Source organism: Methylomagnum ishizawai, from assembly GCF_019670005.1.
GTDB lineage: Bacteria > Pseudomonadota > Gammaproteobacteria > Methylococcales > Methylococcaceae > Methylomagnum > Methylomagnum ishizawai.
In genome coordinates, this window is sequence record NZ_AP019783.1 from 2,864,170 (window position 1) to 2,890,988 (window position 26,819).

Consider the following 26,819-nt stretch of genomic DNA (forward strand, 5'->3'; position numbering starts at 1 on the left):
ATGCCACCCCCAACCCCATCCCGACCCCCACCGTGCCAGACTCCCCCAGCTACGACCTGCTCATCAGCCACACCCCCGCCCACAGCCCAGCGGTGCGCCCGCTGCTCGAAGCCCTGCGCCCGCTGGGCGTTTCCTACCGCACCGCGCCGGCCCGCGAATGCCCCGAGTTGCCCCCCGGCTTCGGCCTGGCCAAAGCCTGCCTGGTCTGGGCTTCGGAAGACTATTTCCAATCCCGCGCCGCCCAAACCCAATTGGCCGCGGCCTACCTCGCCCAAGACCGCGACGCCGCCCCCGCCGCCCGCCGCCTCCTGCTGGTCAACGCCGCCGCCGGAACCCGGCATATCTATCCGGTGCCACTCCGGGACTGGCGCTACGCCATCGCGCCGGAGCCGCAAGACGCATCCGGCCATGCCGCGCTGGCCGCGGCCCTCCGCGCCCATTGCGCGGGACTCGCCGAACCCCTGGCCCAAACCCGCCCGCCCACCGCGCCGCCCTGGTACGCGGCCCATCAGGCGCGGCCCGAACCGACCTTGATCTTCCTGCGGCGCGAGCGGGAACTCTGGGATATCCACGCATTGCTGGACCCCGCCCCCACACCCGCCACGGCGGAACCCGGCCCGGTGGTCGCGGTGGCGGGCATCGAAGGCCAGGGCAAATCCACCTTGGCGCGGGAATACGCCCACCGTTTCGGCCCCGCCTTCCCCGGCGGCATTTTCTGGCTGACGGCGCGGGAAGCCAAGCCCATCGCCAGCGTGGCCGATCTGGCCGAGAATCCGCCGCTCAAGATGCAGCTCCTGGCCTTCCTGCACGCCCTGTCGCCGCAAGACCCAACCCCGCCCACCGCCGACACCCCCACCCTGTTGGACCGGTTGGGCAGCCACCTCGCCGAGGCCGGACAACCGTTCCTGTGGATCGTGGACGACCTGCCCGAAGGACTGAACGGCCCGGCGTTCCAGCAATGGCTGGCCCCGGCGGCCCCGCTGGGCCGCACCCTCCTCACCACCCGCAGCCAGCGCTACGACGAACAGGTCGAATGCATCCACCTCCCGCCCCTGGACGAGGAAACCGCGTGGCACCTGCTGACCTGGAACCTGCCGCCCACCAGCGGTCCCGAGCGGGCCGCGACCGCCCGGCTGCTGGACGAATTGGGCCGCCAACCGCTGGCGATCACGGCGGCCAACGCCGCCGCCCGTGGCAACCGCCGCCAACGCAACGCCCCCTACACCGCCTTGCGGCGGCGGCTGGGCGACCCGGCCCACGGGGCCGTGATCGTCGCCTCCAACCTGCACAGCGGCCTGCCCAAGGCCCAGGAAACCGCCCTGGCCGGCGCTCTGCTCGCGGCCATGAGCGCCATGGGCGAAGCGGGCCATGATTTGCTGCGGCTGGCGGCGAACCTGGCCGATGCGCCCTTGCCGGTGGATTTCGTGGTGGACTGCCTCGCGGGCAGCGGCCTGTGCGAGGAGCCACAACGCCAACATCCGCTGCGGGCGCGTTGCCTGGAACTCCTGGGGATACCACAGCCCAGCGCCGCCGAACTGGCCCACCGCCACGCCGGGTCGGGTATCGCCGCGCTGGACCGGCTGGGCCTGGGCGAAGTGGCCGGTGGTAGCCTGCACCTGCATTCCCTCACCATCCACGCCATGCGTATCGCCAACCACGACCTGCGCCGGCTGGCGGCGCTGCACCGGGCGGCGGTCGGCGTCCTGCACGATTTGGCCGGAACCTGCGCGGCGGCGGGCGATTGGCGGCGCTTGGCGGCGCTGGCCCCCCACGCCCGCGCCTTGACGGCGGACCCCCGCGAACACAGCGCCCAGGAAACCCAGGCCGACCTCGCCCACCGCGCCCGGCTGGCCGCGTTCCTGGGCGATATGGACATGGCGCACGGCCTGCCGCAACGCGCCCTGGAGATGTACCGCCACGCCGGGGCGGGTTTGGCGCGGGCGGTGGCGGCGGACGCCGAAGCCTGGGACTGGCTGGCCGATCTGGCGCGGGTGCGGGAATGCACCGGCGATATCCTGTCTGCGCGGGGCGACGCGGCGGGCGCGCTCGACACCTATTTGAAAAGCCTCCGCATCCGCAAGCGCCTGACCGCCCAAGACCCCGGCCGCGAGGATTGGCAACTCGGGCAATGGAGCCTTTATCTCAAGGCCGGGGAAGCCCTGGCCCAGGGCGGCGACCTGGACAAGGCCCGCAACAGCTACCGGGCCGGGCTGACCCAGCGCTCGGCCCTGCCCCCGGCAGCCCTGGCCGACGGCGAGCGGGAATACGCCCTGGCGGCGGCCTTCGAGCGGTTGGCCGGGCTATACCGCAAAAAGAAACAAGCCGAAGCGGCCCTGGACGCCTTGAAACCGGCTTTGGAGATTTACCAAAAACTGGCCGGGCCGCCGCCTTCGAATCCCAAATTCGCCCCGGCCCCGGCGCGGGTCCATGGCCAGCTCGCCGAAATACTGCGCGAGCGCGGCGAAACCCAGCCCGCCCTGGAACATTACCGGCAGGCCATCGCCGCCTACACCCAGCTCTCGGGCCAGGATTCCGCCAACCTGGACTGGAAACGCCAACTGGCCCAATGCCATCGGTGGGCGGGCGAAATCTCGGCGGCGCAATCCCAGCCGGAAGAAGCCATCAAGCACTACCGCGCCCGCACCAACCTGCTCAAGCGCCTAATCTCGCCAGGCCCCCCCGACGCCGCGCTACAGCGGGAAATCGCGGTCAACTACGCCAAGCTGGGCCTGTTGTGCGACCAGACCGGGGATAGCCCCACCGCCCTGGGCTATTACCGCAAGGCGCTGGCCGGGGCCGCGCAATGGGCCGAATTGGTGCCCGACGATCACAGCCTGCACAGCGAATTGGCCTGGGTGGAACAGCGCCTCGCCCAGGAGAAAACCCAGTCGGCGGCTTGAGCTCCCCCGCGACGGGCCGGGAAACATGTCCGCCACCGCATCCAGGTTTGTCGCAAACCCGGCGGGCATGATTCAATAACCCTATCATGTCACCTTCCCCCGGCCTAATTCCGGGCATTTCCACGCCCGCGAAATAACCTATTTCCCCGCCCGCCGATTCCCCGATCCACCCATGGATATACCCCGAATCGCCCGTTCGTCCCGCCATTCCCGCCCCGTCCCGCGCCCGGCCCGACGCCAAGCGCCGCGCCGCATTGCCAGCGCGGCGGCGATTTTAGGATAATGGCGGGCCTTAATTTTTCCCTTCGTCCCCCACCCCATGAAAAAACGCCTGGAAACCCTGTTGCGGGGCGCGGTCGCCCGTTTGCAAACCGAGGGCGCGCTGGCCGCCGATTTGGAACCTACCGTCCTGGTGGAACGCACCCGCGATGCCCAGCACGGCGATTTCGCCACCAATCTCGCCCTGGCCCTCGCCAAACCGGCCCGCGCCAACCCCCGGCAATTGGCGGAGAAGATCGCCGCCGCGCTCGGCCCCGATCCCGCCGTGGTCAAGGTGGAGATCGCGGGGCCGGGCTTCATCAATTTCTTCCTCGACCCCCAAGCCCAGTTCGGCGTGATCCGCGCCATCCACGACGCGGGGCATGGCTACGGCCTGGGCAAGGCCGGGGCCGGGATCAAGGTCCAGGTGGAATTCGTCTCGGCCAATCCCACCGGCCCCTTGCATGTCGGCCACGGGCGCGGCGCGGCCTATGGCGCGGTGGTGGCGAATTTGTTGGCGGCGGCGGGCTTCGAGGTCCACCGCGAATATTATGTGAACGACGCCGGGCGGCAGATGGACATCCTCGCCGCCAGCGTGTGGCTGCGCTATCTGGAAGCCTGCGGCGAAACCCTGGTCTTCCCCAGCAACGGCTATCGCGGCGAATATGTGCGGGACGTTTCCAGGGAACTGCACCAGCGCCACGGCGAGGGCTTCCGTCATCCCGCCGCCGTGGTGTTCGCCGATATCCCCGCCGACGAACCGCAAGGCGGCGACAAGGAAATCCACATCGACGCCCTGGTCGCCCGCGCCAAAGCCCTGCTCGGCCCGGAAGGCTACCGCACGGTGTTCGATGCCGGACTCGACAGCATCCTCGGCGATATCCGCCAGGACTTGGAAGAATTCGGCGTCCGCTACGACCAATGGTTCTCCGAACGCGGCCTGACCGAAACCCAGGCGGTGGAACGCGCCCTGCGAAAGCTGGAAACGGCGGGTTATCTCTATCAAAAGGACGGGGCGACCTGGTTCGCGTCCAGCCGCCTGGGCGACGAGAAGGACCGGGTGGTGGTGCGCGAAAACGGCCAGATGACCTATTTCGCCTCCGATATCGCCTACCACATGGACAAGCTGGACCGCGGCTTCGACCGGATCATCAACATCTGGGGCGCGGACCACCACGGCTATATCCCCAGAGTGAAGGCCGCCATCCAGGCCTTGGGGGGCGACCCCACCAAGCTGGACGTGCTGCTGGTGCAATTCGCCGTGCTGTACCGGGGCGAGGAAAAAGTGCAGATGTCCACCCGCTCCGGCGAGTTCGTGACCCTGCGCCAACTCCGCAACGAAGTCGGCAAGGACGCGGCGCGGTTCTTCTACGTGATGCGGAAATCCGACCAGCACATGGATTTCGACCTCAAGCTGGCGACCTCCCGCACCAACGAGAACCCGGTCTACTACGTGCAATACGCCCACGCCCGCGTGTGCAGCGTGTTCCGCGAACTGGACGAGAAAGGCTGGGCCCGCGACCTCGCGCTGGGCATGGCGCACCTCGACAAGCTGGTCGAACCGCATGAAACCGCCCTGGTCGGCACCTTGTCGCGCTACCCGGAAGTGGTCGAGCAATCGGCCCTGCAACACGCCCCGCACCATCTCCTGCACTATCTGCGGGAACTGGCGGCGGAATTCCACACCTACTATTTCGCCCACAAGTTCCTGGTGGAGGACGCCGCCCTGCGCGACGCCCGCCTCAACCTGATCGCCGCCGTCCGGCAGGTGATCGCCAACGGCCTGGGCCTACTGGACGTATCGGCCCCCGAAGCCATGTAAGCAGAGGACCCCGCATGTCCAAGGACTATAAAAACCGCATCCCCGCCTATCGCCGCGAAAACAAGCGCAACCGCCCGGCGCGTGCCTGGGGCTGGGCCGGGGCGGTGCTCCTCGGACTCGGGGGATTGACGGCCTTGGGCATGCATTTCTTCGGGGCGGGCGGCGGGGAACCGACGGCAGCGGCGGAAACCACGGACATGCCCATGCCGACCCAGCCCAAGCCGGGCGATGGCAAGAAGCCGCCGCCAAGCCAAGGCCAAGCCACCAAGCCGGGCAAGCCCCCGGAACCCGCCCCGGCACCGCCCGCGCCGGTCGAACCGCGCTTCAGCTTCTACAAGGTGCTGCCGGAAAAGGAAGTCATCATCCCCGAGAACGAGATCAAGACCCTCAAGCGGGAAGAGGAAAGCCTGGGCAAACCGGCCCAGAGCGGCATCTACATGGTGCAGGCCGGTTCCTTCACCCACCAGCAGGACGCCGAGAAATTGAAGGCCCAGCTCGGCCTGCTCAAGATCAAGGCCAAGCTGGAAATGATCAAGCTGGAAAACACCGCCTGGTTCCGGGTCAAGATCGGTCCCTACGCCAGCCTCGCCGACGCCGACAAGGTGCGGCAATACCTCCGCGCCAACAAGATCGACAGCGTGGTGCAGCGGGCGACCAAGTAGGCCGCCCGCCGCCGCCACGGCTCAGCGATACAGCAACACCGCCTCCCGCTCCGCCAACCACGCCGCCTCGTCCGGCCCGGCCCAGGCTTCGAGGTCGCCCGGCTCCGCCGCGGCGTCGTCCACCCACAGGCGCAAGTCCCCGCCGCCGTTGATGAGATCGATGGCGAGCCGGTCGTATTCGTATTCGTAGGGGAAATCCCGCCACAAGGGATAATCGGGATCGAGCTTGCGCAAGGCCTTGAACGCCAGCGCCTGCAAGCGCCAGGGCCGGAACGCGGCGTGGTCGTAGGCGCCATCCTCGACCTGGATTTGCACCCCGGCGCACAGCCGCCCCGCATGCTTGTGGAAGGTCGGCTCGAACCAGCAGGTCCGCAAACGGCAGCCGCGCAGCCAGTCCGGGGCCAGGCCGCGCATGGTGGCGACCAGCCGCTCCGCGTCCAGATCGGGGGCACCGAAACCTTCCAGCGGGCGGGTGGTGCCGCGGCCTTCCGACAGCGTGGTGCCCTCCAACATCACCGTGCCCGCATAGCACCGCGCCATCCACAGGTTGGGCGCGTTGGGGCTGGGATTGATCCAGGCCCGCGCGCCCAGGGGCCAGCCGTAGCCGGGTGCCCGCTCCGGCTCCCAGCCCGCCATCGCCACCACTTGGTAATCCACCTCCAGGCCCAATCGCGCCACGAACCAATGGCCCAACTCGCCCAGGGTCAAGCCATGGCGCATCGGCAACGGTCCCGCCCCGACGAAGCTCTCCCACCCCGGTTCGAGGATCGAACCCTCGACCGGACGCCCCACCGGATTGGGCCGGTCCAGCACCCAGACCGCTTTGCCATGGCGGGCGGCTTCCTCCAGCACATAGCGCAGGGTGGTGATGAAGGTGTAGATGCGGCACCCCAAATCCTGCAAATCCACCAGCAGCACATCGAAGCCGTCCATCATCGCCGCCGTGGGGCGGCGCACCGCGCCATACAGGCTATACACCGGAATGCCGTGGGCCGGATCGCGGAAATCGGGCGATTCGACCATATTGTCCTGCTTGTCGCCGCGCAAACCGTGCTGGGGCCCGAAGGCGGCGCTCAGGTGGATATCGTCCAGCGCCGCCAGGGCGTCCAGGCTGTGGACGCCCTCCGCCGTCACCGAGGCCGGGTGGGCCAGCAAAGCCACCCGCCGCCCCTTCAAGGGCGCGCGCAGGGTGGCATCTTCGAGCAGGCGGTCTATGCCGAATCGCATCGGGTCTCTCCTCGCAAACTAGGGATGGGAAGGGGACAAGGCCAGGGCGAAACCGTGGCCGTGGTGGAAATCCGGCCGGCCCGGGGGATGGGCCAAGGCCCAGTAGGACAGCCCGCCCTCCCGGTCCTCCAGCACGGCGGACAAGGCCATGCGGCAAGCCGTCCCGGCGGGCTCGGGCACCAGCCCCCGCAGTTCGACGGTCGCGCTCAATACGAACCGATGGGCGGCGCGGCGGACCTGGACCAGCGGCGGCCGGGCGGGTTCCGCCAGCGCCATGCCCTCGCGGTAGGCCCGGAAACGGTAGGCCGCCCAGGCCCCGGAAGGCGAGAAATTGAATTCGAGATAACCAGGGAGGCCGGGCCGGGCCAGGAACGCCTCGCAGCAAGTATGCCGCCACAAGCCATCGGTCCGGCCCAAGGCGGCGGGCGCGGGAACAAGGAGGCCGTCGATATCGCCCTCCAGCGTGTATTCCAGCGCCAAGCGCCCCGCAGGATCGAGCCCGGCCCGGACCTGGCAACGATGGACGGCGGCACAGGGCGTGGCGGGATGGGGCTGCAAAACGATAGCGGGCATGGCGATCAACATCCGGGCGAGGAACGGGGCGGCGGTGGCCGGGCAGCATAGTATAAGGTCCGCGCCTCCCGGCCCCACCCTCCCCGTGTGGACAAATCCACAGGAGTATCCTGGAAATCCTGCTATTAATTTAATCAGCGCCGGACCCCCACCTCCCCCTGCCGGACCCGCGACATCAGAAAACCACCCAAAACCGGGCCGTCCAACATGCCATATACACCCCGCTTGCTCGATCAAATCGCCCTGCTGACCGGAATGCGGGATATCGAACTCCTGGAATTCAGCCTGCTGAAAACCCTGAGCGAAGTGACCCAGCCCACGGCGATCAGCCTGCTCCGCCTCGACAAGAGCGACCATCCGACCTCTATGCTGCACTATCGGCGCGAAGGGCGGAACGAGATCAACCTCGGCGATATCGAGCTTCCGGCCGAGATCGTGGACCTGCTCCCGGTGGTGAAACGCACGCGCAAACCCTACAGCCGACGCGACGAAGACGGCCATTTCCTGACGGTCTACCTCGGGGTCGAATCGCAGACCGCCGATAGCTACCTGTTGGTGACTACCGACCACCCGCCCGCCAACGACACCAAGCGCCTGTACGCCTGCTTCTTGCAAATCTACCAGAACTTCTGCGCCCTGCTCGACGAATCCCAGCGCGACCCACTGACCGGGCTGCCCAACCGCAAGACCTTCGAGGACAGCATCAACAAAGTCCTGGGCCTGATCCCGCACCGCCCGCTCCCCGCCGCCACCCCGGACCGGGCGACCCCGTATTGGCTGGGGATCATCGATATCGACCGCTTCAAGAGCATCAACGATACCTTCGGCCACCTCTACGGCGACGAGGTTTTGCTCCTGGTCGCGCAGCTCATGCAACGCCATTTCCGGGGCGGGGATTTGTTGTTCCGCTATGGCGGCGAGGAGTTCGTGGCGATCATCGCCGGGGCCGACCAAGAAGGGGCGAGAAGCGCCTTCGACCGCCTCCGCGCCTCCGTGGCCGGCCACCCCTTTCCACAGATCGGCGAAGTCACCATCAGCGTCGGGGTGGTCCAGATCATGCCCGATTCGCTCACGCCCACCCTGCTCGACATGGCCGACCGGGCGCTTTATTACGCCAAGCAGAACGGCCGCAACCAAGTGTGCCTGTACGAGGAATTGGTGGAACACGGCATTATCGAGCCGCATCTGGTGGATTCGAATCCCGTGGAATATTTCTAGCGGAGGGGGTAGTCCGGACCCGGCCCTTCGGGTCCGCCTTGTGCCCAGGGGCGGTGTTTCCTATAATCTGTTGTCTAACCGATGCCGGTGTAGCTCAGTCGGTAGAGCAGCACATTCGTAATGTGCGGGTCGTAGGTTCGATTCCTATCACCGGCTCCATAAAATCAAAGGGTTACGAAAGAAAATCCGAACTCTTCGGAAGCTCATCAAACCCATGTCAAACCTTGGAACGAAAAACCAGGGTTCGGAACAGCAAAAAGCCCGACTTAGCGCCGGGCTTTTTTGTGCCTGTATGGCAACGTTCATTTGCGCATACGCCGAAGAATCTCCCATCCGCGCCGTTCGATTATTGCAGCAAGCCCGCGTTATTTTCCCGCTCCTGGTGTCAATAGAAATCCGCATGAACCTATAATTCGCGTGTTTTCAGCTATGCCCGAACCATATTGGAAGCTATGCCGCAATTCCCCAAAGACTGGCCGAACAACTGCCCGCCGCTAACCGCCGAATCAGCTATGGGCACGCATTTTCGGGTAGCCAAGGCCAACCCGCCCGGCCCGGACGAGTTCAAGACCCACGCCGAGCGGGGCGCTTTGCCCAACGCGGACCCTTGCCTACGCTCCGGGTTGTCGGTATTGCGGTCGCTGGATGATGCGGTTCATCAGACGCGGCTTTTCCCAAAACTCGGCAAATTGATCTTGCAATGCGAACTCAATGCCGACCACGGAAGGACTCAGCTCACCCCGGCCAAGGAGCGTCCAACGCATACAACGTGGTGGCCGTGTGAAGGCGTGGACCGCGCCGCATTGTTCGCCTTTTTCACGGAGGCGCTAAATGGACTGGACCGTTAGCGGCGCATCGGTCGGAATAGATGGATTCCGGGACATCGAGCCGGACGAGGTTCTTTATGACTTCGACGGTCCCCGTATCTTCACCGCCAACACCACGCAGGGCGAACTGCTGTTTTATCTCGCCGACGAGCAAGATGGGATTTGCCGTCATGTCGCCGCGCCCACCAATCCACGAATCCTAGAAAAGCTGAAAAGCGGCGTGCTGTCCGTCCGGCAAGCCCTGGACCAGCCTTGGGTTTGGGTAGTGGACGCCGGATACGATGGCGTTCCGGTCGCGGCGTGGAAAGGCACGCTGGCCGATGTTCCTGGCGATGCCCTGCCGCAACCGGGCGTGATGTTATGGCCCGAATTGGAACCCATTTTCGCGCTCCGGGCCATTGGCGATGATTTGGTGGAGGGGCAAGTCCCGGCCAGCGTCATCCGCCAAGTCGTGGATGGCGCGATAACGGCGCTCAAGAAGATTTCCAGCCAGATTTTCGATACGGCCCGCACACAGGGGCGCAAGACGAATATTTTCCGGCAGTTTTACGACCTACCGGCGCAAGGGTTCGCCTACAACAGTTTCGAGGTGGCTTTCCGCCTGCCTATTCAAAAGCAGCGGGATATTAGCGAAGGAGTCGAAGCGGATGAATGGAATAAGGGTTTCGGGGAAATAGGTAACTCCCTGGAACAAGCCTTGGAGTGGGCAACCGCTCCCGATGCTGAAGATAAGCCGCACGGCTTGGACATCGCTTCCCTGGAAGCCTTGGAAAAGCTGGTGCCGCCTCAACGAGGCGTGGTGAAGGCTGTCGAGCTTAGGGGAAGGATATTCCGGGGTGGTCGGCGGCACTACCGCTTGACGCGGGAGGCGTCGAAGAAGGTCCGGGGTGCTTTGAGCCAAGCCCGGATTACCCGCGAGCGGCTTTGTCAGGTCAGCGGCTTGGTGCGGGAATTCGACAAGGATAATTTCTCGTTCACCTTGCGGGAAACCGACGATGGAAAAGAGCATTTTTGCACCTTCCTGCCGGAACTCTATGACGAGGTTAACGAGGTGTTCGGCGGTGATTTGAGGATTGCCGTGATGGGGCGGGAGAATTTGGAGAATGGGGAAATCGAGGTGGCTTTGATTTCTCGCGAAGCTGAAAAGCCATACATAAAAAGCAACTGATCTTTTTGATATAGCCCAAACATACACTCAAATCAATCAATACTGGGGTCTCCTTAAACATTCCTCGACCGTATCCTTCAATGCAGAAGGAGTTTCTGCTATATATTGATACAAAGCACCATAACATATAGAAAGACTACGCCTTCCTTGCTCAAGCTTGCTTCTTTTCCCCCAGGCAATTAATTTCTTACGGACTAGACATTATTAAAAACCCAATTGTTACGTAGATTCACAAACTCATGCTGAAATCCGGCATGGCAAACGTCTCAACCATCATCAGATGGCCTATCTGTGAATCAGGATGTGAACCCATAGATTCTGGTTATCTATGGCCGAAGAATGACCGGACTAAAGGCCGATATGACTATTATTCCGTTTCCTGGCGCTCAGTAGGAAACGCGGCGCTGATAACTCCTGAAGTTATGTAGCGCACAGGCCAGTTCCATCACATCGTCGTCGTATCCTGACAAGGTATTACGGAACACGTCCTTCACAATCCGGCAACGTTTCACCCCGGCGATCACATGCTCAACAACGACTCTGATACTGGAAATCAGGCGGTTGTTTTCCTTTTCTTCATCCGTGAGTTCCCCGCCGCGCGGTTTCTTCTTGGGTTGATGGATATTCACCCCTTCCATTTCGTGGCCTTGAAACCCGGTGTCCCGGTAAAGATCGCTGCCTTCCGGCAAGAGGATACCCTCCTCGTCGCAGATTTTCTTATCATGCTTCTTCCCTTCGTGGGTTCCGCTCAACCCCTTGATTTGCATATCTTCCAGACCGGCAACCAGGTTGTTCTTCAGGGTGTGGGCTTTTTTTTACCGCTATAAAATCCCCTTTCCGCATCCGCGTTGGAGGGCCGGACAATACGCCTTTCGGTGCCGTCTATGCCGTAGTCTTGAGGATGTTCCTGGTTGAGTCTTTCCAACATTTCATCGGTTAACCTTGGCGGGACAAAACCGCCTTCCTGCAAGGCAAGTTTGAGTATATGGCTGAACTGATGGATCAGAATATTGGCGGCCCCCTGGCTAATACCAAAGGAATAGGCAATGACTTCCTGGAGCGGGTAGGTTTTCAGGTAGAAAAGGATTAAAAGCAGGCGATCCTCCATGGTTTTCAGCGCATGGGGTCGTCCTCCCTTGCCGGGATTCCTCTCGCTTTGCTTGGTGAACTCGTTCCAATGCCTTCCGAATAAGACGCATAGCTCAGAAAACTCTTGGACCGTCAAACTCGTCAAGCTGAGAAACGTCCTTTCATCTTGTTTTGCAGTTTCGTATGAAAACATATCACGTAATTAAAAATATTTATTTTTATGATACCAACTAAGTTAGTGGTTTTTAATAATGTCTAATGATTGAAAAGGCTCGGCCTTCCAATTTAATTTCCTCATCCTGATGGATGGGGGATTCTGCCATAATTCACGAAAGCGTAGTTGCTCTGTTCCAATAGCAAGAATGGCTTGTTTATCCTTGATTGACGCGCTGGCAATCCGGTTAATCCAGAGCGCCCGATTTCCATTGTCATTTTCCCAAAACCGCCGAACCCAATCAGGGTCAAGCCGTTTCCAGCCCCGCAACGATTCCAGCCAAGCTTGATTAACGCTGCTACCAGCTTCCAAGCCGCACAAGGCCCGCACCAAGCGGCGCTGAAGCACCACCACCCGCAAAAGCCGACGGCGTTGACTGGAATCAGGAATCTTGTGCAGCATCGAGTTTCAGGAGGATTTCCGATAGTTTCGCTCTCAGCCATCCACTGCCGATTTCGTTGACCAGCCTTTCCAGTTCTTCCCGGTTTTCAGGGGTCCATTCCTTCCTCAGCTTTTCGCGCAGGAATTCGGCGGCGCGGGAGCCGATGACATCCGGCGAGCCGAACACATGGAGCAGGATGCGGCCAGGGTCGGCCCCGAAGGTGGGAAACGCAGGCGAATTGGCCTCGACGTTCCCATCGCGGCGGACGAGGCGCAGAATTTCGGACGAGAAAACATCCGTCAACGCAATACTCGTATGCGTCGCCACCACCACCTGGGCGGCGGTTTCTTTGAGGATGGCGTCGTCCACCATGTCGATGATTTCCCGCTTCCATACGTCGTTGAAGTGGGTTTCCGGTTCATCGAGCAAGAGCAACGCGCCGTGTTGCCCGCGCAGGAGGTACAGCAGCGCTACGCGGCCCAACAGCATTTGCTCGCCGTCGCTGAGTTGGTCGAAGGTAACGAGGGCGTCGTCGGGTTCGCCATCGGTTTGGCCCAGGCGCTTGATGGTGAAGGTGATGTCTTCCAACAGCCCGGAATCCTGCCAATCCCGCAAAGTCTGGAAAACCTCCTCCAGCGTGGTATCAAGGTTCGGGTTTTCGCTGAACACCCGCATGACGGCTTCCGCGCCGGTGGTGTTTCCCCCGCCCCCCGGTCGGCTATGGCCTTGAGCGAATCGCTCGCGATACCGTAGGGCATGGCTTCCTTGAGTCGGGCTTCCAGGTCCAGCCCTTCGACCGGCCCCAGGGAAATCACGGCGCGATGACGGTTCAAGGGTTGCTGGGTGACCTCATCGGCTAGGGCAAGGAGGCAAAGCAGCTTTTCGTGAAGCTGGTTCTGGTTATGATTATTCTTCTCCCTGGGAAACCTTTCTTCGCTGTAGTGATAGGAAAAGCTCAGGTGGGTGGGCCAAAACCAATCCAGCGAGTTGAACACCCGGCGGGCGTCTTCGCCGGGTTCGCCTTTGGTTCTCTGTTCGAGAAAATGCTCACGCAGGGCTTCGCGGTCGGCTTGGGTGTTTTTGCCGCGCAATTCCTGGGCGGTCTGCCAAAGCGCCAGGGCGATGGCGGCGAGACGCAAATCAGCAGCGCGAACCCGGAAACAAGGTTCGGGATTTTTGTTCTTGCTGACGGGTAGTTCCCCATCAGTTTCCGGTTGACCGCGTTGTAATCCCATCGCTGTTAGAGCGACATCGACAAGGAAGACCTTGCCAGAAAATTTCGCAGCCTTTTCCAAGTTCACGTTCCAACCGGGTGGGCGTTCAATTTCAAGTGAAATCAGCGCCTCTTGTTCAGGGTCAGGGCGGTAGACCGGCCATTCGAGACTTTCCCACAGAGTTTCAGCGCCGGAGGTGTAGGCGACGACTGGCTTCGGCAGGAAAGGGAATGAGGCTTTCACAGCGTCGCCGCCCTGAGAGGCTGTCTGGCAAAAATAAATCATGTAAAGTCAACCCCCCCCTTGACTCCTTACAGGTGTAGGTTTATTCATACCGCCCCCGTGAGGATCGCCACGGTTGCCCCTGGGGTTGGGATTGGCACCGATGGCCAGGGTTCTGGGCGGGCCTTCCCCACCGGCAAGGCGCGGCGCTCGAAGAGGGCGGCCAGGATCAGGGAACGGCCATGGCGGAAAATCCCCACCAGCCGCCAGCGGTGGGCCTGTTGGCGGGGAGAGCCCGGAATGGCCGGGAAGGTGGCGGCGGCCATTCCGGCCTCGGCCTCCCCGCCCACCGAGAGCAGCCACCAGGTGGCGATGGCGATCGCCAACCAGAGGCGCTCCGCCCGCTCGGGATCGTCCATGCGGGTGTTCTGCCATTGCCAGCCGCCGCCCTTGATTTTCTTGAAGCTTTGCTCGATCCAACCGCGCAATCCGTACCAGCAGGCGTTGGCGGCTTCCGGCGGCAGGTCCGTCAGGACGAGCCAGGGGTCCTTGTGGCCTTCCCCCCAATAGGCCAACAGGGTGCAGTCCAGGCGGGTCCGCTTGCCGCCGAACGCCGTCCCCCGGCCTTGCCAGCGGTCGCCCACCTTCGGCACCAGGCGGGTGAACGGCCGCCAGTGCCGCCATCCCCGGGGGCGGAAGGTGCCACCCGAGTTCACCCGCAGCATCGGGTGCCAGCCCAGCGCCTGGATCCCCTCGAACAGCCACTTGGCGTACAGTCCCCGGTCCGCGAGCGCCAGGACGGTCCAGCCGGCCGGCGCGATGCCCTTGAATTGCTCCAGCAGGGCCAGCCACTCGGGCTTCCACGGATGCTTCCGTTCCGCCCTCAGCACCTTCCAGGCCACCGGCACCGCGCAGCCCCGGTAAAGTACGCTGACCGCCAGGACCACGAACCGCTGCCCCAGGCTCGTCGCGTCCAAGGCGACCGCCAACTGGTTTCCATCCCAGCCCTCCAAAACCCAGCCCAGCCAGGGGGCCCGGCACGCCTCCACGTCGAGTTCGCGGCGCTCCTTCCCGGCCTTGGCCTCCTTCCCACGGTAGACGTCGCGCAGGCGCTCCCGCACCGCGTCGCCCTTCTGCCCCAGCCGACACGACCACCAGTCGGTCAGCGCCGAAAGGCTGCAAGCGCCGACCACGACCATGCCCAGGCTCCACAGGGCCAAGCCCATCACCATCGGCTTCGAAAGGCCGGGAAAGTGGATGGCGATCTCCCGGTTCCATTGGTACAGTTCTGGAGGGCGAGGCATGGCGGTTCCTCCGGTACAAGGTGTTTGTCGTTACTCACCAATGTACCTTAACCCTTTGTCTCGCCTCCGGTTTTTTCAAAAACCTACACTTGTAAGCCCCTTGACTCCGAGTCAACCCCAGGCACTTGACCACCTTGCCCCGCGTCGAGCGCACCGCATCCCGGTAGCGGCCCTTGGCCTTGATCTGTTTGCCTTTCCGCCGCCAAGCCCAGGGTCCGCAACGCCGCCGCCACCGTGCGCGGGCCACGGCACAGGACCGCCCCCGCCACCAATTCCTGGACATGGCCCCATACCGGCTGCGTGAACATCGGCGCGAACAGGACCAGAACCTTCATCGCCTCATCGGGAAAAATCAACATCGCCTAGCATTTCCAAGCCATCGTTCGGACGGCTATTGTCTACGGCGGCAGCCCCCCGCTTTCAGCGGAAGTGAAAATGGCCAAAGTCGAGCTAGGCGCAGTGTGGCTCCATTGTGGTTGTGGCACTAACCGGGAGAGGCCCATGGATCATAAGCCGTAACTTCTCAAAAAGTCCTGGCGGGCCTCAAACCGACAGGGCCTCGGCGCGCTGGCGGATGAGCGTTGGCAAAGGGGGGATGGCCCGGCCGTCCAGGATGCGGTCCAGCAAATAATGCCAAAAGGAGACGCCCAGCTTGCGGCAGGTTTTCTTCAGGCTGAGGAAGGTGTCGCGGCATTGTCGCCCCAGGTCGCTGCGGGTGCCGCCGCTGATCTTCTTCCGGATGACCTGTTCGCGGATATCCCGTTCGCTGCCGTTGGTGTGCAGGGGCACGTCGGGCCGGTCCAGGATCAATAGCAGTTCGTCGCGGTTGCGGCGGATTCGCTGGAGGGTCAGGTCCAGGCGGGCATAGCCGGTCTGCTGGGTGAAGATCGCGTCGAAGCGGGCGGCCAGTCCGGCCTTCGCGGCCTCGTCCGGCTGGCGGCGGTAGCGCTTGAGGTCCGCGTACAGGTCCCAGACCTGCCCGCGCACGGTGTCCACGGCCTGCCGCTGGAGCGGGCCGCCGGGGATCAGCTTGTGGATCATCCGTTCGGCGTGGACCCAGCACAGCCCATGGACCAGCATCGGTACCGCGAACTGCCCGGCGTCGTCGCTGACGATGGCCAAGCGCTTCCAGTGCCCGTCCGGAAGATTTCAATGTAGTTGTCGCCTCGCCGTTGTGGGTTCAGGCCGCTTTTGGAGGCGTGGCGTGAACCTCGGATTGGGTCTTGGCTGGCGCGGCTGATCGTTCCGGGTTCAGGTGTACGGCCGGGATCGGCCGCCAATTGCGGAGGCCACCGGTCCATCGTTGCGGATGCCGTGCGCGGGCGGCCTCATAGACGGCTCGGCGCCGCTTCAGGAGGTCGGCGTCCTGGCCGGCATGCCGCTCGGCGGGGGTGACGAAGCGGATCGCGCCGTGGCGGTGCTCGTGGTTGTACCACCGGACCAGGCCTTCGGCCCAACGGCGCGCCGCCGCCAGGTCGTCGAACGGCCGGACCGGATGGTCGGGCCGGTATTTCAGGGTCTTGAACACCGCCTCGGCATAGGGGTTGTCGTTGCTGACGGCGGGCCGGCTGAAGGACGCCGCGACGCCGAGGGATTGCAAGGTCGCGAGCATGGTCGAGCCTTTCATGGGCCCGCCGTTGTCCGAATGTAGGACGACCTGGCCCGGGGCCACGCCCTCGCGCCGACATACGTCGCGCAGGAGTTCGCCGGCCAGGGCGCTGCTTTCCTCGCCGTAGACCTGCCAGCCCACGACCTTGCGGCTGAACAGGTCGAGGAACAGATAGAGGTAGAAGAACTGGCCCCGGATCGCGGCGGGCAAATAGGTGATGTCCCAGCAGTAGACTTGATTGGGAGCCGTGGCGCACAGGGCCCTGGGCTTGCCGCGCGGCTGTCCCGGCCGTTCGGCCCGGCGGTGCGCCAACTGGTTTTCGGCCTTGAGGATGCGGTGGAAGGTCGATTCCGAGGCCAGGTATTCCCCCCGGTCCGCCAGCCGGGGCACGATCTGGCACGGCGGCAAATGGCCGAACTCGGGGGAGTTGGCCACCGCCAGCACCTTGGCCCGCTCGGCCTCGCTCAGCTTGTGGGGTGGAACGTACACCCGCGCGGGCCGCCGGTCGGCCTGGACGCCGTCCCCGGATCGCCAGCGCTGGACGGTGCGGGCGGACAACCCCAGCACCCCGCAGGCCCGCTCCAGGCGCGCGCCGGCGGCGGTGGCCTCGTCGATCAGGGCGGTCACGGTTTCGCGCTCTTGCGGCGGGGTCATTCTTCCCCTCCCCCCAAGAGCGCCCGGTACTTTTTTTGAAGGACCAGCAACGCCGCCGCCTCCGCCAGCGCCTTGTCCTTACGCGCCAATTCCCGTTCGAGGCTCTGGTTGCGCTCCTTGAGGACCCGCAGTTCCCGGGCGTTCGTCGATGCCTCTCCCGTGCCCCCTGGATCCCGGCAAAAGTCCCGCTTCCAACCGTCCAGCTGGTGGGCGAACAGGCCGCGCTCCCGGCACCAGGCGTTCAGGGCTTCCCCTTCCAAGCCATGGCTCTCCTGCAACGCCGCCAACCGTTCCTCCGGGCGCCAGTCCCCGGGACGCCTCTCCCGCTTCACCGCGCCGCGTACCGCCTCGGGTAATTTCTTTTTCATCCAGCCCTTCAAGGTCAAGTGGTTCATGTTCAGTTCCTCGGCCACCTCTTTTATCGACCGGCGGCCACGCGCAAACACCTTCCGAAGCGCTTGCTCTTTGAACTCTGCGGAATACGTCGTAATCATGGGCAATTGTCCTCTTCTTTCCTCTTTCATTCGGAAAATTAGAGGCGACAACTATTCTGACGCCGGGGGCGTCTTGGAGGAGGTTTCCCACCAGGAATCCCTCGGTGGCGATGCGGACGTGGCGCCCGCTCCGGAGGCCCAGGGCGTGCAAGTGGGCCTGCCACTCGGTTTGGTTCCCGAAGTGGCGGACCGGGTGTTCGGCCAGCGCCCGCCGGGCGGCCTCGGGCAGGCCCTCCCGCTCCATGTAGGCCAGCGCGTCCCCGGTCAGCCAGGCGTCCTCGCGGCCCGCCCGCAACAGGCGCAGGAAGTTGATCCGGCTCTTCCGCTCCGTGCTCCCGAACCAGGCGAAGAAGTCGTTGCCGATGTGGGTGGCGTAGCCGTTCCTGCCCTGGTGGCGCGCGCCGGTGTCGTCCACCGTCACCGCCGTGCTTGCCGAAAGCCCCGCGGGCAGCAGCCCCGCCTTCTCCTCGTGGAAGGCCTCCTGGCCCCGCATCAGCAGCGCGTCGACCTGCCCCGCCGAGAGGTCGATCCCGAACTCGACCAGCATCTCCCGCAGCAGCGGCTGCGTCATCCGCCCGTGGTGGTGCAGGTACAGCGCCGTCGCCCTCAGCCGGGGGCCGTAATGCCCGTCCACCCAGTCCGGCAACTCCCCCCGGATCAAGCCGCCTTCCGGCGTCCGCCAGCATTCCACCAGGAACCGCGTGTTCCGCGCCCCGATCTCCAACTCCTGCACCACGTACGGCTCGTAACCCTTGAACCGCGATCCCTCCGGAATCTCTTGCGGCGGGCACTCATCACCTATCAATTTCGCATGGCCGCGCAAAAGGCGGGCAAAGGCATGTCGTTTTGTAGGCGTCGCTTTAGGTAGCGCAAGCCCCGGGTGAACCAGGAGACCAAGCTGCGGCGGAGCTTCCTGAAGCTCCAGTGTCCGGCATCGGTTTGCGACCAGGCTTTTTTTCGAGCGGCGTCGGGCGGTTGGAGGCGTCGTCCCGCCCGACCTGGACGCACCACCACATGGCCAGCGACATGACGAGGATCAGGCGTTCCAAACGGTCGGCGTGTTCCAGTTGCGAATCCTCCAACCCGAAGCCCCGGCCCTTGAAATCCGAGAACATGGGCTCGATGGACCAGCGCGCCGCGTAGTCCAACACCGCCGCCCGCGTGGGGGCGCAGTCCATCGCGATGATCCAGGGCTCGGGATGGCCGGGTTCGTGGAGGATGCCCACGTGGGTCATCACCCCGTGCGCGAACAGCCGCACTCCCGGCAGATAGCGTTCCTCCGCGCCCCGCGCCAGTCCGCCCGTGGTGGTTTCCTCCCCTTCGCCGGTGTCCGCCAGCACATTGCCTTTCAACCGCAGCCGATAGCCCCAGCCCCGCGCGCCCAGCCCATCGAACAAGGCCACCGAGGGGTAGAACCGGTCCGCCGAGAGCAATACGTCCGCCCCCGGCGGCAGCCAGGCCAGGACCCGCTCCAACACCCGCTCCTGGCCCTCGAAACCGATATTGGCCGGCCCCTCTCCCGCCACCCAGGCCAAGGGCAGCGCCCGGTCGCCGACCCGCACGCCCACCATCAGCACCGCCATCCGGTCCCCGAGGTCGGTCTGGTCCAGGCTCAACTGCACGGTCTGGCCGTTCCGCGCGGCCCGGGCGAGTTCGGCCCGCGCGAACGGCTCCATCACCACCGCCGACCCCAGCAGCGGATTCTCCAACAAGCGCCTCAGCCATTGCTCGCGCATGTCCTGCCTCTCCGTCGGCAAGGGCAGCAGGTTCGCCAACTCCACCGTGTTCGGCGTCCGCCCCTCGATCATCGCCCCCACCGCCAGCGCCAGCTTCCCGACCACCGTCTTGCGCAGTCCAGGAAGGGCCTGTTCCAGCCCACGCCCTACTTCCTCGGCCAGTTTCTTTACAGTTCCCATCGCTTCGTCAGTCGAAATTCGTTCCGGCCTTCAAGCCTACCCGAAAATTGATAGGTGATGAGGCGGCGGGCACTTCACTTCCCGATGGATCGTCAGTTCTGCCGTCTTGCTCCGCTTCTCCGAACCCGCGCGCTTCCCGCCCGTCTCTTCTCCGTCCGGCTTCCGGTCCTCGCCCGCTTCCGGCTCCATCCGGCTCGGCTTGAATTGGGGCGCGCCTTCTCACCCTTCAGAACCGCGATTTCGTCCCTTAACCGACCGTTCTCCTCCTCCAGAAACCGGACCTGTTCCCGCAACTCCTCGACCACCTCAATAGGCCAACCACCCAGGGTTTCAGGTCGGCGGTGGGGATTTCCGGTAACGGCGAAGGCTTTTTCATGGGCCGATCATTTCATAGTCCCCGCACTTTGGGCATCCCTTCGCCAGGTCTTTTTGAGAAGTTACCACAAGCCAACGTAAGCGATTGATTAAAAACATAAATTAAAGCGCCTGCCCCACCGAGCAGAAGTACGCCTTGAGATAATCGGTCTCCGGGATGGCCGGATGCACCGGATGGTCCGCCGCCTGCCCGCCCCGCCCGAACAATACCAAGTGCCGGTCCAAATGCCGCGCCGTGGCCCGCAACAGATCGTGCAAAACCTCGCGCTGCAAATGGAAAGAACAGGACGCCGACACCAGCACCCCACCATAGGCCAACACCTGCATCGCGCCCTGGTTCAAGCGCCGATAGGCTTCGAGACCGGGGTTCATATCCTTCTTGCGCTTGATGAAGGCGGGCGGGTCCAGCACCACCACATCGTAATGCCGCCGTTCCTCGCGGGCCTGCTTCAGGAACTCGAAGGCATCGGCGGCGATGAAATCCATCCGCTCCGCCACCCCGTTGAGCCGGGCGTTGTCCGCCGCCAGCGCCAAGGCCGCCTGCGAAGCATCCACGCAATCCACCTGCGCCGCCCCGGCCCAAGCCGCCTGCACGCCCCAAGCCCCGGCATAGGCGAACAAATCCAGCACCCGTTTGCCCCGGCATAATTCCGCCAGCTTGGCCCGGTTATCGCGGTGGTCGAAGAACCAGCCGGTCTTCTGCCCCTCGACGGGATCGACCCGGAAGCGGGCACCGTTCTCGACGATTTCGACCGGCCCTTCCAGCGTCCCCGCCAGAATGCGGGTTTCGTTCCCCAAGCCTTCCAAGGCCCGCAGGCTGGAGGTGTTCTTCAAGACCACGGCGCGGGGCGAAAATAGCGTTTCCAGCGCGGCCAGCAAGGGTTCTTGCAGCTTTTCCATCCCGGCGGTGTTGGTCTGCACCGCGAACACATCGCCGAAGCGGTCGATCACCACGCCCGGCAAGCCGTCGCTCTCGCCATAGGCCAGCCGGTAATACGGCCCCGGATAGACCCGCTCGCGCCAATCCCGCGCCCGTTCCAGGCGTTTGATGAAAAACCGATGGTCGATGGACGTGTGGGCATCGCGGCACAGCAGCCGGGCGGAAATCAGCGAATCGGGATTGACATAGGCCAGCCCCAGGGATTCGCCCTTGGCGTTCTCCACCACCGCCAAATCCCCCGCCGCGAAGGCTTTGAGCGGGGTCGCGGCGATATCGACCTCGTTGCTGAAAATCCAGGCATGGCCGGCCCGGAGGCGGCGGTCTTCGTTTTTCTTGAGGCGCAGGCGGGGATAATCGGTCATGGGCGGTCCTGGTGGCGGATGGGAAAACCGGGGATTATCGCACCGCCCGGCGGTTCCCGGTTGTCCGAAATCGGCGTAGCGGCCATGATGATGGCCCCGCCCAGATTCACGGCAGCCGATGGACACCTTCACCCTGCACCTCCACAGCGCCCTGCGCTCCGAAACTCTCGAAGGCGTGGCAAGCTTCGTGGGCGAGGACGCCTCCGGCAGCTTCGGCCTCGAAGCCCGGCACGAGCGCTTCATGACCGTGCTGGTGTTCGGGCTGGCCCGCTACCGCCCGCGGGGCGGACCCTGGCAATATCTGGCCCTGCCCGGCGGCGTGCTACGCTTCGCCGACAACCGGCTGACCATCGCCGCCCGCCACTATCTGCGCGGCACCGATTACACCCAGATCAGCGCCGAACTGACCGGGCAGATGCTGCGGGAAGAACAAGCCCTGGCCGGACTCAAACGCAACCTGGAACGGCTGGAAACGGCCTTGTTGCGGCAACTCTTGGAACTGAACCGTGGGAGCTGAGCCATGGACAAATCCGATAAACTGCGCCGCGCCATCGAAACCCAGGCCCGGCGCATGGCCCAGGCCGAGCGCGAACGCCCCACCCTTTTGGCCCAGACCGTGTTCCTGGGCGTTTTGGCTTTGCTGTTGGTGGTGCCGGTGGTGCTGGGGGCTTATCTCGGGCGCTGGCTGGACACCCTGAGCGCGGGCTATTCGGTGCGCTGGACCGTGGGCCTGATCCTCGCGGGGCTGGGGATCGGCCTGTTCAATGTGTATTGGTACATCCGGGAGCATTGAGCCATGGAACAACTGGACTTCGCCCCCTTCCTGGCCTTCGACCTCGGCCCTTTGCACATCGGCCCCACCGTTTTGACCACCTGGCTCATCATGGCCCTGCTCGGCGGCGGGGCTTGGCTCTCGACCCGGCGGCTCAGCGTGGACACGCCCTCCCGCTGGCAAACGCTGCTGGAAGGCGCGGTCGGTTCGATGGAAACCGCCATCGCCGCCGTCGCGCCCAGCGCGTCCCGGCGGCTCCTGCCCTTCATTGGCACGCTGTGGGTCTACACCGTCGCCGCCAACCTGATCGGCTTGATACCGGGCCTGGGTTCGCCCACCGCCGATCTCTCGGAAACCGCCGCCCTCGCCCTCTTGGTGTTCCTCTCGGTGCATTGGTATGGCATCCGCGATGGCGGCCTCGGCTATTTCCGCCATTACCTCGCGCCCAGCCCGATCCTGTTGCCCTTCCACCTATTGAGCGAGGTCTCCCGTACCCTCGCCCTCGCCATGCGCTTGTTCGGCAATATGATGAGCCTGGAACTGGCGGTGCTGCTGGTGCTGTTGGTGGCGGGCTTCCTGGCCCCGGTGCCGCTGTTGTTGCTACATATCGTGGAAGCCTTGGTGCAGGCGTATATTTTCGGCATGTTGGCCTTGATCTATATCGCGGGGGCCTTGCAATCGCAGGCCCGGCCCCCCCCATCCGCTAAGGAGCTTTGAATGAGCGATATGCACTGGTTCGTCATCCTGTCCACGGTGGGCGCGGCGCTCGCCATCGCCATCGGCGTCCTGGCCCCAGGGCTCGCCATGGGCAAGGCCATCGCCCAGGCGCTCGATGCCCTGGCCCGCCAGCCCGAGGCCGAGAAAGCCATCACCCGCACCTTGTTCATCGGCCTCGCCATGATCGAATCCCTGGCGATCTACGTGCTGGTGGTGGTGTTGATTATCTTGTTCAGGAATCCCTTGATCGAATATTTGCTGAAATAGGTCCGGTATCCCGCCCATGAACTTCGACTGGACCACCTTCGCCCTGGAATTCCTCAACTTCCTCATCCTGCTGTGGATACTGCGGCGTTTCCTCTACGGACCGGTGCTGGAAGTCATCGCCGCCCGCCAGCGCAAGATCGAGGACCAACTCCACGACGCCGAGCGCATCCGCGCCGAAGCCCAAGCCGCCCGCGAGGCTTGCGAACACCAGCAAGCGGCCTGGGCCGAGGAGCAAATCCAGGCCCGCGCCGGCTTGGCGCGGAGCATCGCCGAGGAGCGCGAACGCCTGCTGCGCGGCGTAGCCGACGAAGCCGCCGAAACCCGCGCCAAATTCCAAGCCCAGGAAGAACGGGAGCGGCAAGACTGGGCGCGGACCACGGAGCGGCGGGCCTTGGCACTCGGCGGGCGCTTCGTGACAAAGCTGTTGGAACGCGCCGCCGGACCGGAACTCGAAACCCGCTTGATCGCGTTGGCGCTGGCCGATTTCGGGCGCTTGCCCGCCGACCAAACCGAGACCCTCCGCGCCGCCCTGCTGGCCGGGGACGGGCCGGACGTGGTCAGCGCCTTTCCCCTGGCCGATGAGCAACGCGCCGCGCTGACCGCCGCGCTCGCGCAACTGGCGGGGCGGCCGGTCCAGCCCACATTCCGGGAAGACGCCGATGTGCTGGCCGGACTGCGCATCCACGCCGGAGCCTGGGTATTGGCGGCCAATCTGCGGGACGAACTGAAATTCTTCCACACAATCGGGGAATCCGGGCATGGACCGGATTGATCCACCCACACCCCGGCTGGACCGGGTCGCGGAGAACGTGGACCGCTACCGCCCCGGCCCGCGCCTGTCGGAGCAAGGCCGGGTGCTGGCGGTGGGCGATGGCATCGCCTGGGTCGGGGGTTTGCCTTCGGCGGCGATGGAGGAACTCTTGCGGTTCGAAGACGGCAGCCAGGGCTGGGTGTTCCATCTGGGCCGGGATGCGCTGGGCGCGATCCTGTTGGGGGCGGATGCCCGGCTGGCCGCGGGCTCGCCGGTCTATACCACCGGGCGGCGGCTCACGTTGGGCGTGGGCGATGGCTTGCTGGGCCGGGTCGTCGATCCTTTGGGCCGCCCCTTGGACGGACTGCCCGCCCCGGACCTGGGCCAAAGCCGCGAACTGGACCCGCCCTCCCCGCCCATCGTGGCGCGGGATTTCGTGAACCGCCCTTTGCACAGCGGCATCAAGATCGTCGATGCCCTGATTCCCCTGGGACGCGGCCAGCGCCAGCTCATCATCGGCGACAACGGCACCGGGAAAAGCGCCCTGGCCCTCGACATGGTGCTGAGCCAAAAGGACCAGGGCGTTTTATGCGTCTACGTCCTCATCGGCCAGAAACGCTCCGACACGGTCGGCGTCATCGACCTCTTGCGCCGCCAGGGCGCCCTCGACCACACCACCGTGGTCGTGGCCGAGGCCAGCGACAGCCCCGGCTTGAAATACCTCGCCCCGTTCGCGGGCTGCGCGGTGGCCGAACATTGGCTATGGCGGGGCCGGGATACCCTGGTGGTCTACGACGATCTTTCCACCCACGCCCGCGCCTACCGCGAACTCTCCTTGTTGCTGCGGCGTCCGCCGGGCCGGGAAGCCTATCCCGGCGATATTTTCTATCTGCACTCGCGCCTGCTGGAACGCTCGACCCGCCTCGCCCCCGGCCACGGCGGCGGCAGCCTGACCGCCCTACCCCTGGTCGAAACCGAACAGGGCGAAATCGCCGCCTACATCCCCACCAACCTGATTTCCATCACCGACGGCCAGATTTACCTGGACCGCCGTTTATTCAGCGCCGGCTTCCTACCCGCCATCGATATCACCCGCTCGGTCTCGCGCATCGGCGGCCAAGCCCAGCATCCCCGCATCAAGGAGGAAGCCGGGCGCATGAAGCTGGATTACCTGCAATTCCTGGAATTGGAAACCTTCACCCGCTTCGGCTCCAAACTCGACGCCGGGATGGAGGAAAAAATCCGCAAGGGCCGCATCCTCCGGGAAATCCTCAAACAGGAACGCCTGGCCCCGGTCGCCGCCGAACTGCAACTGGCTTGGATGATGGCCTATCAGGCCGACCTGTTCGGGGAACCCGACCCCGCCGCCGTCCGCCGCACGCTGGACCGGCTGGAACTCGGCCTGCGCGACGCGCCGGCGCCGCTGCGCCTGGACGACGAGCGCGCCGCCTGGAGCCGCTGGCTGGCGAAGCTGTTCCCCGGCGGCAAGGACGGCGCATGAGCCGCCGCGCCCAGGTCGAGGAACACATGGCGCGGCTCATGGAAATTTCCGGCATCCTCGCCGCGATGAAAACCCTGGCTTCCATCGAAACCCACAAATTCGCCCGCCACATGGCCCGGCAATCGGCCCTGGTCGCCAGCATCGAAACCGCCGCCGCCGATTTCCTGGCCTTCCATCCCGATTTCCGGGACGGGGCCACGGAAACCGGCGGCGCGGGGCGGCTGTTGGTTGCGATCGGCTCGGAGCGGGGGTTTTGCGGGGATTTCAACGAAGCGGTGGTGGCGGCGCTGGAGGCCATGCCGGAACCCGGCCCGCGCCTGCTGGTGGTGGGCCGCCGCTTGGCCGGGAAGCTGGAACGGCACCCACGCCTGGTCGGCTGGCTGGACGGTCCCAACACCGCAGAGGAAGTCCGGCCCATGCTGGACCGCTTGTTGGACCAATTGCACGCCTTGCGGGAAAGGCCGCCCGCTTGGGCCCGGCTCGGCGTCCTGGCCCATGCCCCGGAAGGCGTTGTCGTCCCGTATCCGGTGCTGCCGATGGCACCGCCCCCGCCGCCCCGACCCGCCTATCCGCCCCGGCTCAACCTCGACCCGGCGGAGTTCTTCGCCGGGCTGACCGGGCATTATCTGGAAGCCAAGCTGCCCTGCCTGCTCCACGGCTCGCTGCTGGCCGAGAACCGCCGCCGCCTGGAACATATGGAACGGGCGCTGGCCCGGATGCAAGGCAAACTCGAAGACCTGGGCCGCTCGCGCAACGCCCTGCGGCAGGAGGAAATCACCGAGGAAATCGAGATGATCCTATTGAGCGCGGAGGCGCGGCTGGGCGGGATCAATTAGCGTTCCGCGCCGATACCGCCTGCAAATATTCGCCCTGGGAAATCTGGTCGTCGTCGTCGAGGTCGAGGACGCTGAACAGCCGGATCAGGTCCAGGTTCACCGGCTTCAGCACGTTATATTCGGGCAGCGACAAAGCCCCGTCGGTATTGGCGTCGGTGAACTTGAAGGTCTTCTTGGCGATGCGCAAGGCCCGGCCCGTGCGGGCATCGACGAATTCCTCGGGACTCAGCAGTCCGTTGTGGTCGATATCCAATTGGTCGAACTGCTTGCTTTGCTGCTGTTCCAGCCAAGCCTGGACCTCCTCCACGCCGAGATAGCCGCTGGCATCGGTGTCTATCCCCATGAACTCCAAGGCCCGGCCGGCCTGGACCTCGTCCTGGGTGATGGTGCCGTCGCGGTTGGTGTCGTAATCGGCGGGGAAGAAAGTGTCCGGCGGGTGTTTGGCGCAGACGGTGCCGACCGACAGCAGCAAGATCAGCCCGGCGGATAAGCGTTGATGGAGGTTCATGGCGGTTTCTCGGATCGCTGGGGCGCGATGGTGGTGG

At 64.5% G+C, this 26,819-nt stretch carries 26 protein-coding genes, 1 tRNA gene and 1 pseudogene; 15 read left to right on the forward strand and 13 right to left on the reverse strand.

The annotated features are described in order from the left end of the window. Positions 1-32: 32 nt before the first annotated feature. The 3 genes from K5658_RS13045 to K5658_RS13055 all read left to right on the forward strand — a co-directional run bounded on the left by K5658_RS13045 (position 33) and on the right by K5658_RS13055 (position 5,642). Positions 33-2,900, forward strand: a complete 2,868-nt coding sequence (locus tag K5658_RS13045) for a tetratricopeptide repeat protein (protein ID WP_221063566.1) — start codon at positions 33-35, stop codon at positions 2,898-2,900. Between the two features lie 319 nt (positions 2,901-3,219). After that, the gene (gene argS / locus K5658_RS13050) at positions 3,220-4,980 is read left to right on the forward strand and encodes an arginine--tRNA ligase (RefSeq protein WP_221063567.1); all 1,761 of its coding nucleotides are present in this window, start codon (positions 3,220-3,222) and stop codon (positions 4,978-4,980) included. Positions 4,981-4,994: 14 nt separating this feature from the next. Next, positions 4,995-5,642 (forward strand): SPOR domain-containing protein, encoded by a 648-nt coding sequence (locus K5658_RS13055; RefSeq protein ID WP_221063568.1) that lies wholly within the window; start codon positions 4,995-4,997, stop codon positions 5,640-5,642. A 21-nt stretch (positions 5,643-5,663) separates the two neighbouring features. On the opposite strand, the gene K5658_RS13060 is transcribed toward K5658_RS13055, so the two are convergent. Continuing rightward, positions 5,664-6,869, reverse strand: coding sequence for an exo-beta-N-acetylmuramidase NamZ family protein (locus K5658_RS13060; protein ID WP_221063569.1), 1,206 nt, complete (start codon positions 6,867-6,869; stop codon positions 5,664-5,666). A gap of 18 nt (positions 6,870-6,887) precedes the next feature. Further along, positions 6,888-7,442: a DOMON-like domain-containing protein gene (locus tag K5658_RS13065; RefSeq protein WP_221063570.1), complete on the reverse strand. Its 555-nt coding sequence runs from the start codon at positions 7,440-7,442 to the stop codon at positions 6,888-6,890. Between the two features lie 207 nt (positions 7,443-7,649). On the opposite strand from K5658_RS13065, the gene K5658_RS13070 reads away from it, so the two are divergent. The 4 genes from K5658_RS13070 (at position 7,650) to K5658_RS13085 (ending at position 10,655) form a co-directional block, all read left to right on the forward strand. Then, positions 7,650-8,660: a GGDEF domain-containing protein gene (locus K5658_RS13070; RefSeq protein WP_221063571.1), complete on the forward strand. Its 1,011-nt coding sequence runs from the start codon at positions 7,650-7,652 to the stop codon at positions 8,658-8,660. An 83-nt stretch (positions 8,661-8,743) separates the two neighbouring features. After that, a tRNA-Thr gene (locus K5658_RS13075) sits at positions 8,744-8,819 on the forward strand. Between the two features lie 293 nt (positions 8,820-9,112). Beyond that, complete coding sequence (locus K5658_RS13080) at positions 9,113-9,508, forward strand: hypothetical protein (RefSeq protein WP_221063572.1); 396 nt, start codon at positions 9,113-9,115, stop codon at positions 9,506-9,508. After that, positions 9,492-10,655, forward strand: coding sequence for a hypothetical protein (locus K5658_RS13085; RefSeq protein WP_221063573.1), 1,164 nt, complete (start codon positions 9,492-9,494; stop codon positions 10,653-10,655). The genes K5658_RS13080 and K5658_RS13085 overlap by 17 nt, the downstream gene beginning before the upstream one ends. A gap of 386 nt (positions 10,656-11,041) precedes the next feature. Here the strand turns inward: K5658_RS13085 and K5658_RS13090 are convergent, their stop codons facing one another. From K5658_RS13090 to K5658_RS13105, 4 genes are read right to left on the reverse strand one after another with little or no spacing between them, the layout of a single operon-like run. After that, on the reverse strand, positions 11,042-11,422 hold the full coding sequence (locus K5658_RS13090) for a transposase family protein (protein WP_221063574.1): 381 nt from the start codon (positions 11,420-11,422) through the stop codon (positions 11,042-11,044). A gap of 29 nt (positions 11,423-11,451) precedes the next feature. Continuing rightward, entirely contained in the window at positions 11,452-11,937 is a 486-nt protein-coding gene (locus K5658_RS13095) for a helix-turn-helix domain-containing protein (RefSeq protein WP_221063575.1), read from the reverse strand. A gap of 42 nt (positions 11,938-11,979) precedes the next feature. After that, the gene (locus K5658_RS13100; protein WP_221063576.1) at positions 11,980-12,360 is read right to left on the reverse strand and encodes a hypothetical protein; all 381 of its coding nucleotides are present in this window, start codon (positions 12,358-12,360) and stop codon (positions 11,980-11,982) included. Beyond that, positions 12,341-13,015 carry an AAA family ATPase gene (locus tag K5658_RS13105; protein WP_221063577.1) on the reverse strand — a complete coding sequence of 225 codons (675 nt, stop codon included), beginning with the start codon at positions 13,013-13,015 and terminating at the stop codon, positions 12,341-12,343. Before K5658_RS13105 ends, K5658_RS13100 begins: the two co-directional genes overlap by 20 nt. A gap of 209 nt (positions 13,016-13,224) precedes the next feature. Between K5658_RS13105 and K5658_RS13110 the strand changes: the two genes are divergently transcribed. Next, on the forward strand, positions 13,225-13,536 hold the full coding sequence (locus tag K5658_RS13110; protein ID WP_221063578.1) for a hypothetical protein: 312 nt from the start codon (positions 13,225-13,227) through the stop codon (positions 13,534-13,536). 347 nt (positions 13,537-13,883) lie between these two features. On the opposite strand, the gene K5658_RS13115 is transcribed toward K5658_RS13110, so the two are convergent. From K5658_RS13115 to K5658_RS13140, 6 genes and pseudogenes are all read right to left on the reverse strand, one after another. Beyond that, positions 13,884-15,080 (reverse strand): transposase, encoded by a 1,197-nt coding sequence (locus K5658_RS13115; protein WP_221063579.1) that lies wholly within the window; start codon positions 15,078-15,080, stop codon positions 13,884-13,886. Between the two features lie 83 nt (positions 15,081-15,163). Next, on the reverse strand, positions 15,164-15,415 hold the full coding sequence (locus tag K5658_RS13120; RefSeq protein ID WP_221063580.1) for a hypothetical protein: 252 nt from the start codon (positions 15,413-15,415) through the stop codon (positions 15,164-15,166). Between the two features lie 208 nt (positions 15,416-15,623). Then, a complete protein-coding gene (locus K5658_RS13125; RefSeq protein ID WP_221063581.1) occupies positions 15,624-16,202 on the reverse strand; it encodes an IS66 family transposase in 579 nt (192 codons plus the stop codon). Positions 16,203-16,260: 58 nt separating this feature from the next. Next, a pseudogene (locus tag K5658_RS13130) lies at positions 16,261-17,837 on the reverse strand (IS3 family transposase). A gap of 860 nt (positions 17,838-18,697) precedes the next feature. Then, on the reverse strand, positions 18,698-19,753 hold the full coding sequence (locus K5658_RS13135; RefSeq protein ID WP_221063582.1) for a transposase: 1,056 nt from the start codon (positions 19,751-19,753) through the stop codon (positions 18,698-18,700). A 477-nt stretch (positions 19,754-20,230) separates the two neighbouring features. After that, positions 20,231-21,430 carry a class I SAM-dependent rRNA methyltransferase gene (locus tag K5658_RS13140; RefSeq protein WP_221063583.1) on the reverse strand — a complete coding sequence of 400 codons (1,200 nt, stop codon included), beginning with the start codon at positions 21,428-21,430 and terminating at the stop codon, positions 20,231-20,233. A gap of 118 nt (positions 21,431-21,548) precedes the next feature. Here K5658_RS13140 and K5658_RS13145 point away from each other — a divergent pair, with 118 nt between their 5' ends. From K5658_RS13145 to K5658_RS13175, 7 genes are read left to right on the forward strand one after another with little or no spacing between them, the layout of a single operon-like run. Next, a complete protein-coding gene (locus K5658_RS13145) occupies positions 21,549-21,947 on the forward strand; it encodes a F0F1 ATP synthase subunit delta/epsilon (protein WP_221063584.1) in 399 nt (132 codons plus the stop codon). Positions 21,948-21,950: 3 nt separating this feature from the next. Beyond that, the gene (locus tag K5658_RS13150; protein ID WP_221063585.1) at positions 21,951-22,223 is read left to right on the forward strand and encodes an AtpZ/AtpI family protein; all 273 of its coding nucleotides are present in this window, start codon (positions 21,951-21,953) and stop codon (positions 22,221-22,223) included. Between the two features lie 3 nt (positions 22,224-22,226). Continuing rightward, on the forward strand, positions 22,227-22,919 hold the full coding sequence (locus K5658_RS13155) for a F0F1 ATP synthase subunit A (RefSeq protein ID WP_221063586.1): 693 nt from the start codon (positions 22,227-22,229) through the stop codon (positions 22,917-22,919). Continuing rightward, complete coding sequence (locus tag K5658_RS13160) at positions 22,920-23,186, forward strand: F0F1 ATP synthase subunit C (RefSeq protein WP_085214484.1); 267 nt, start codon at positions 22,920-22,922, stop codon at positions 23,184-23,186. 16 nt (positions 23,187-23,202) lie between these two features. Continuing rightward, complete coding sequence (locus K5658_RS13165) at positions 23,203-23,958, forward strand: F0F1 ATP synthase subunit delta (RefSeq protein WP_221063587.1); 756 nt, start codon at positions 23,203-23,205, stop codon at positions 23,956-23,958. Further along, positions 23,945-25,438 carry a F0F1 ATP synthase subunit alpha gene (locus K5658_RS13170; protein ID WP_221063588.1) on the forward strand — a complete coding sequence of 498 codons (1,494 nt, stop codon included), beginning with the start codon at positions 23,945-23,947 and terminating at the stop codon, positions 25,436-25,438. The genes K5658_RS13165 and K5658_RS13170 overlap by 14 nt, the downstream gene beginning before the upstream one ends. Further along, positions 25,435-26,274: a F0F1 ATP synthase subunit gamma gene (locus K5658_RS13175; protein ID WP_221063589.1), complete on the forward strand. Its 840-nt coding sequence runs from the start codon at positions 25,435-25,437 to the stop codon at positions 26,272-26,274. The genes K5658_RS13170 and K5658_RS13175 overlap by 4 nt, the downstream gene beginning before the upstream one ends. Here the strand turns inward: K5658_RS13175 and K5658_RS13180 are convergent. Further along, the gene (locus K5658_RS13180; RefSeq protein WP_221063590.1) at positions 26,267-26,782 is read right to left on the reverse strand and encodes an EF-hand domain-containing protein; all 516 of its coding nucleotides are present in this window, start codon (positions 26,780-26,782) and stop codon (positions 26,267-26,269) included. The genes K5658_RS13175 and K5658_RS13180 overlap by 8 nt on opposite strands. Positions 26,783-26,819: the final 37 nt, after the last annotated feature.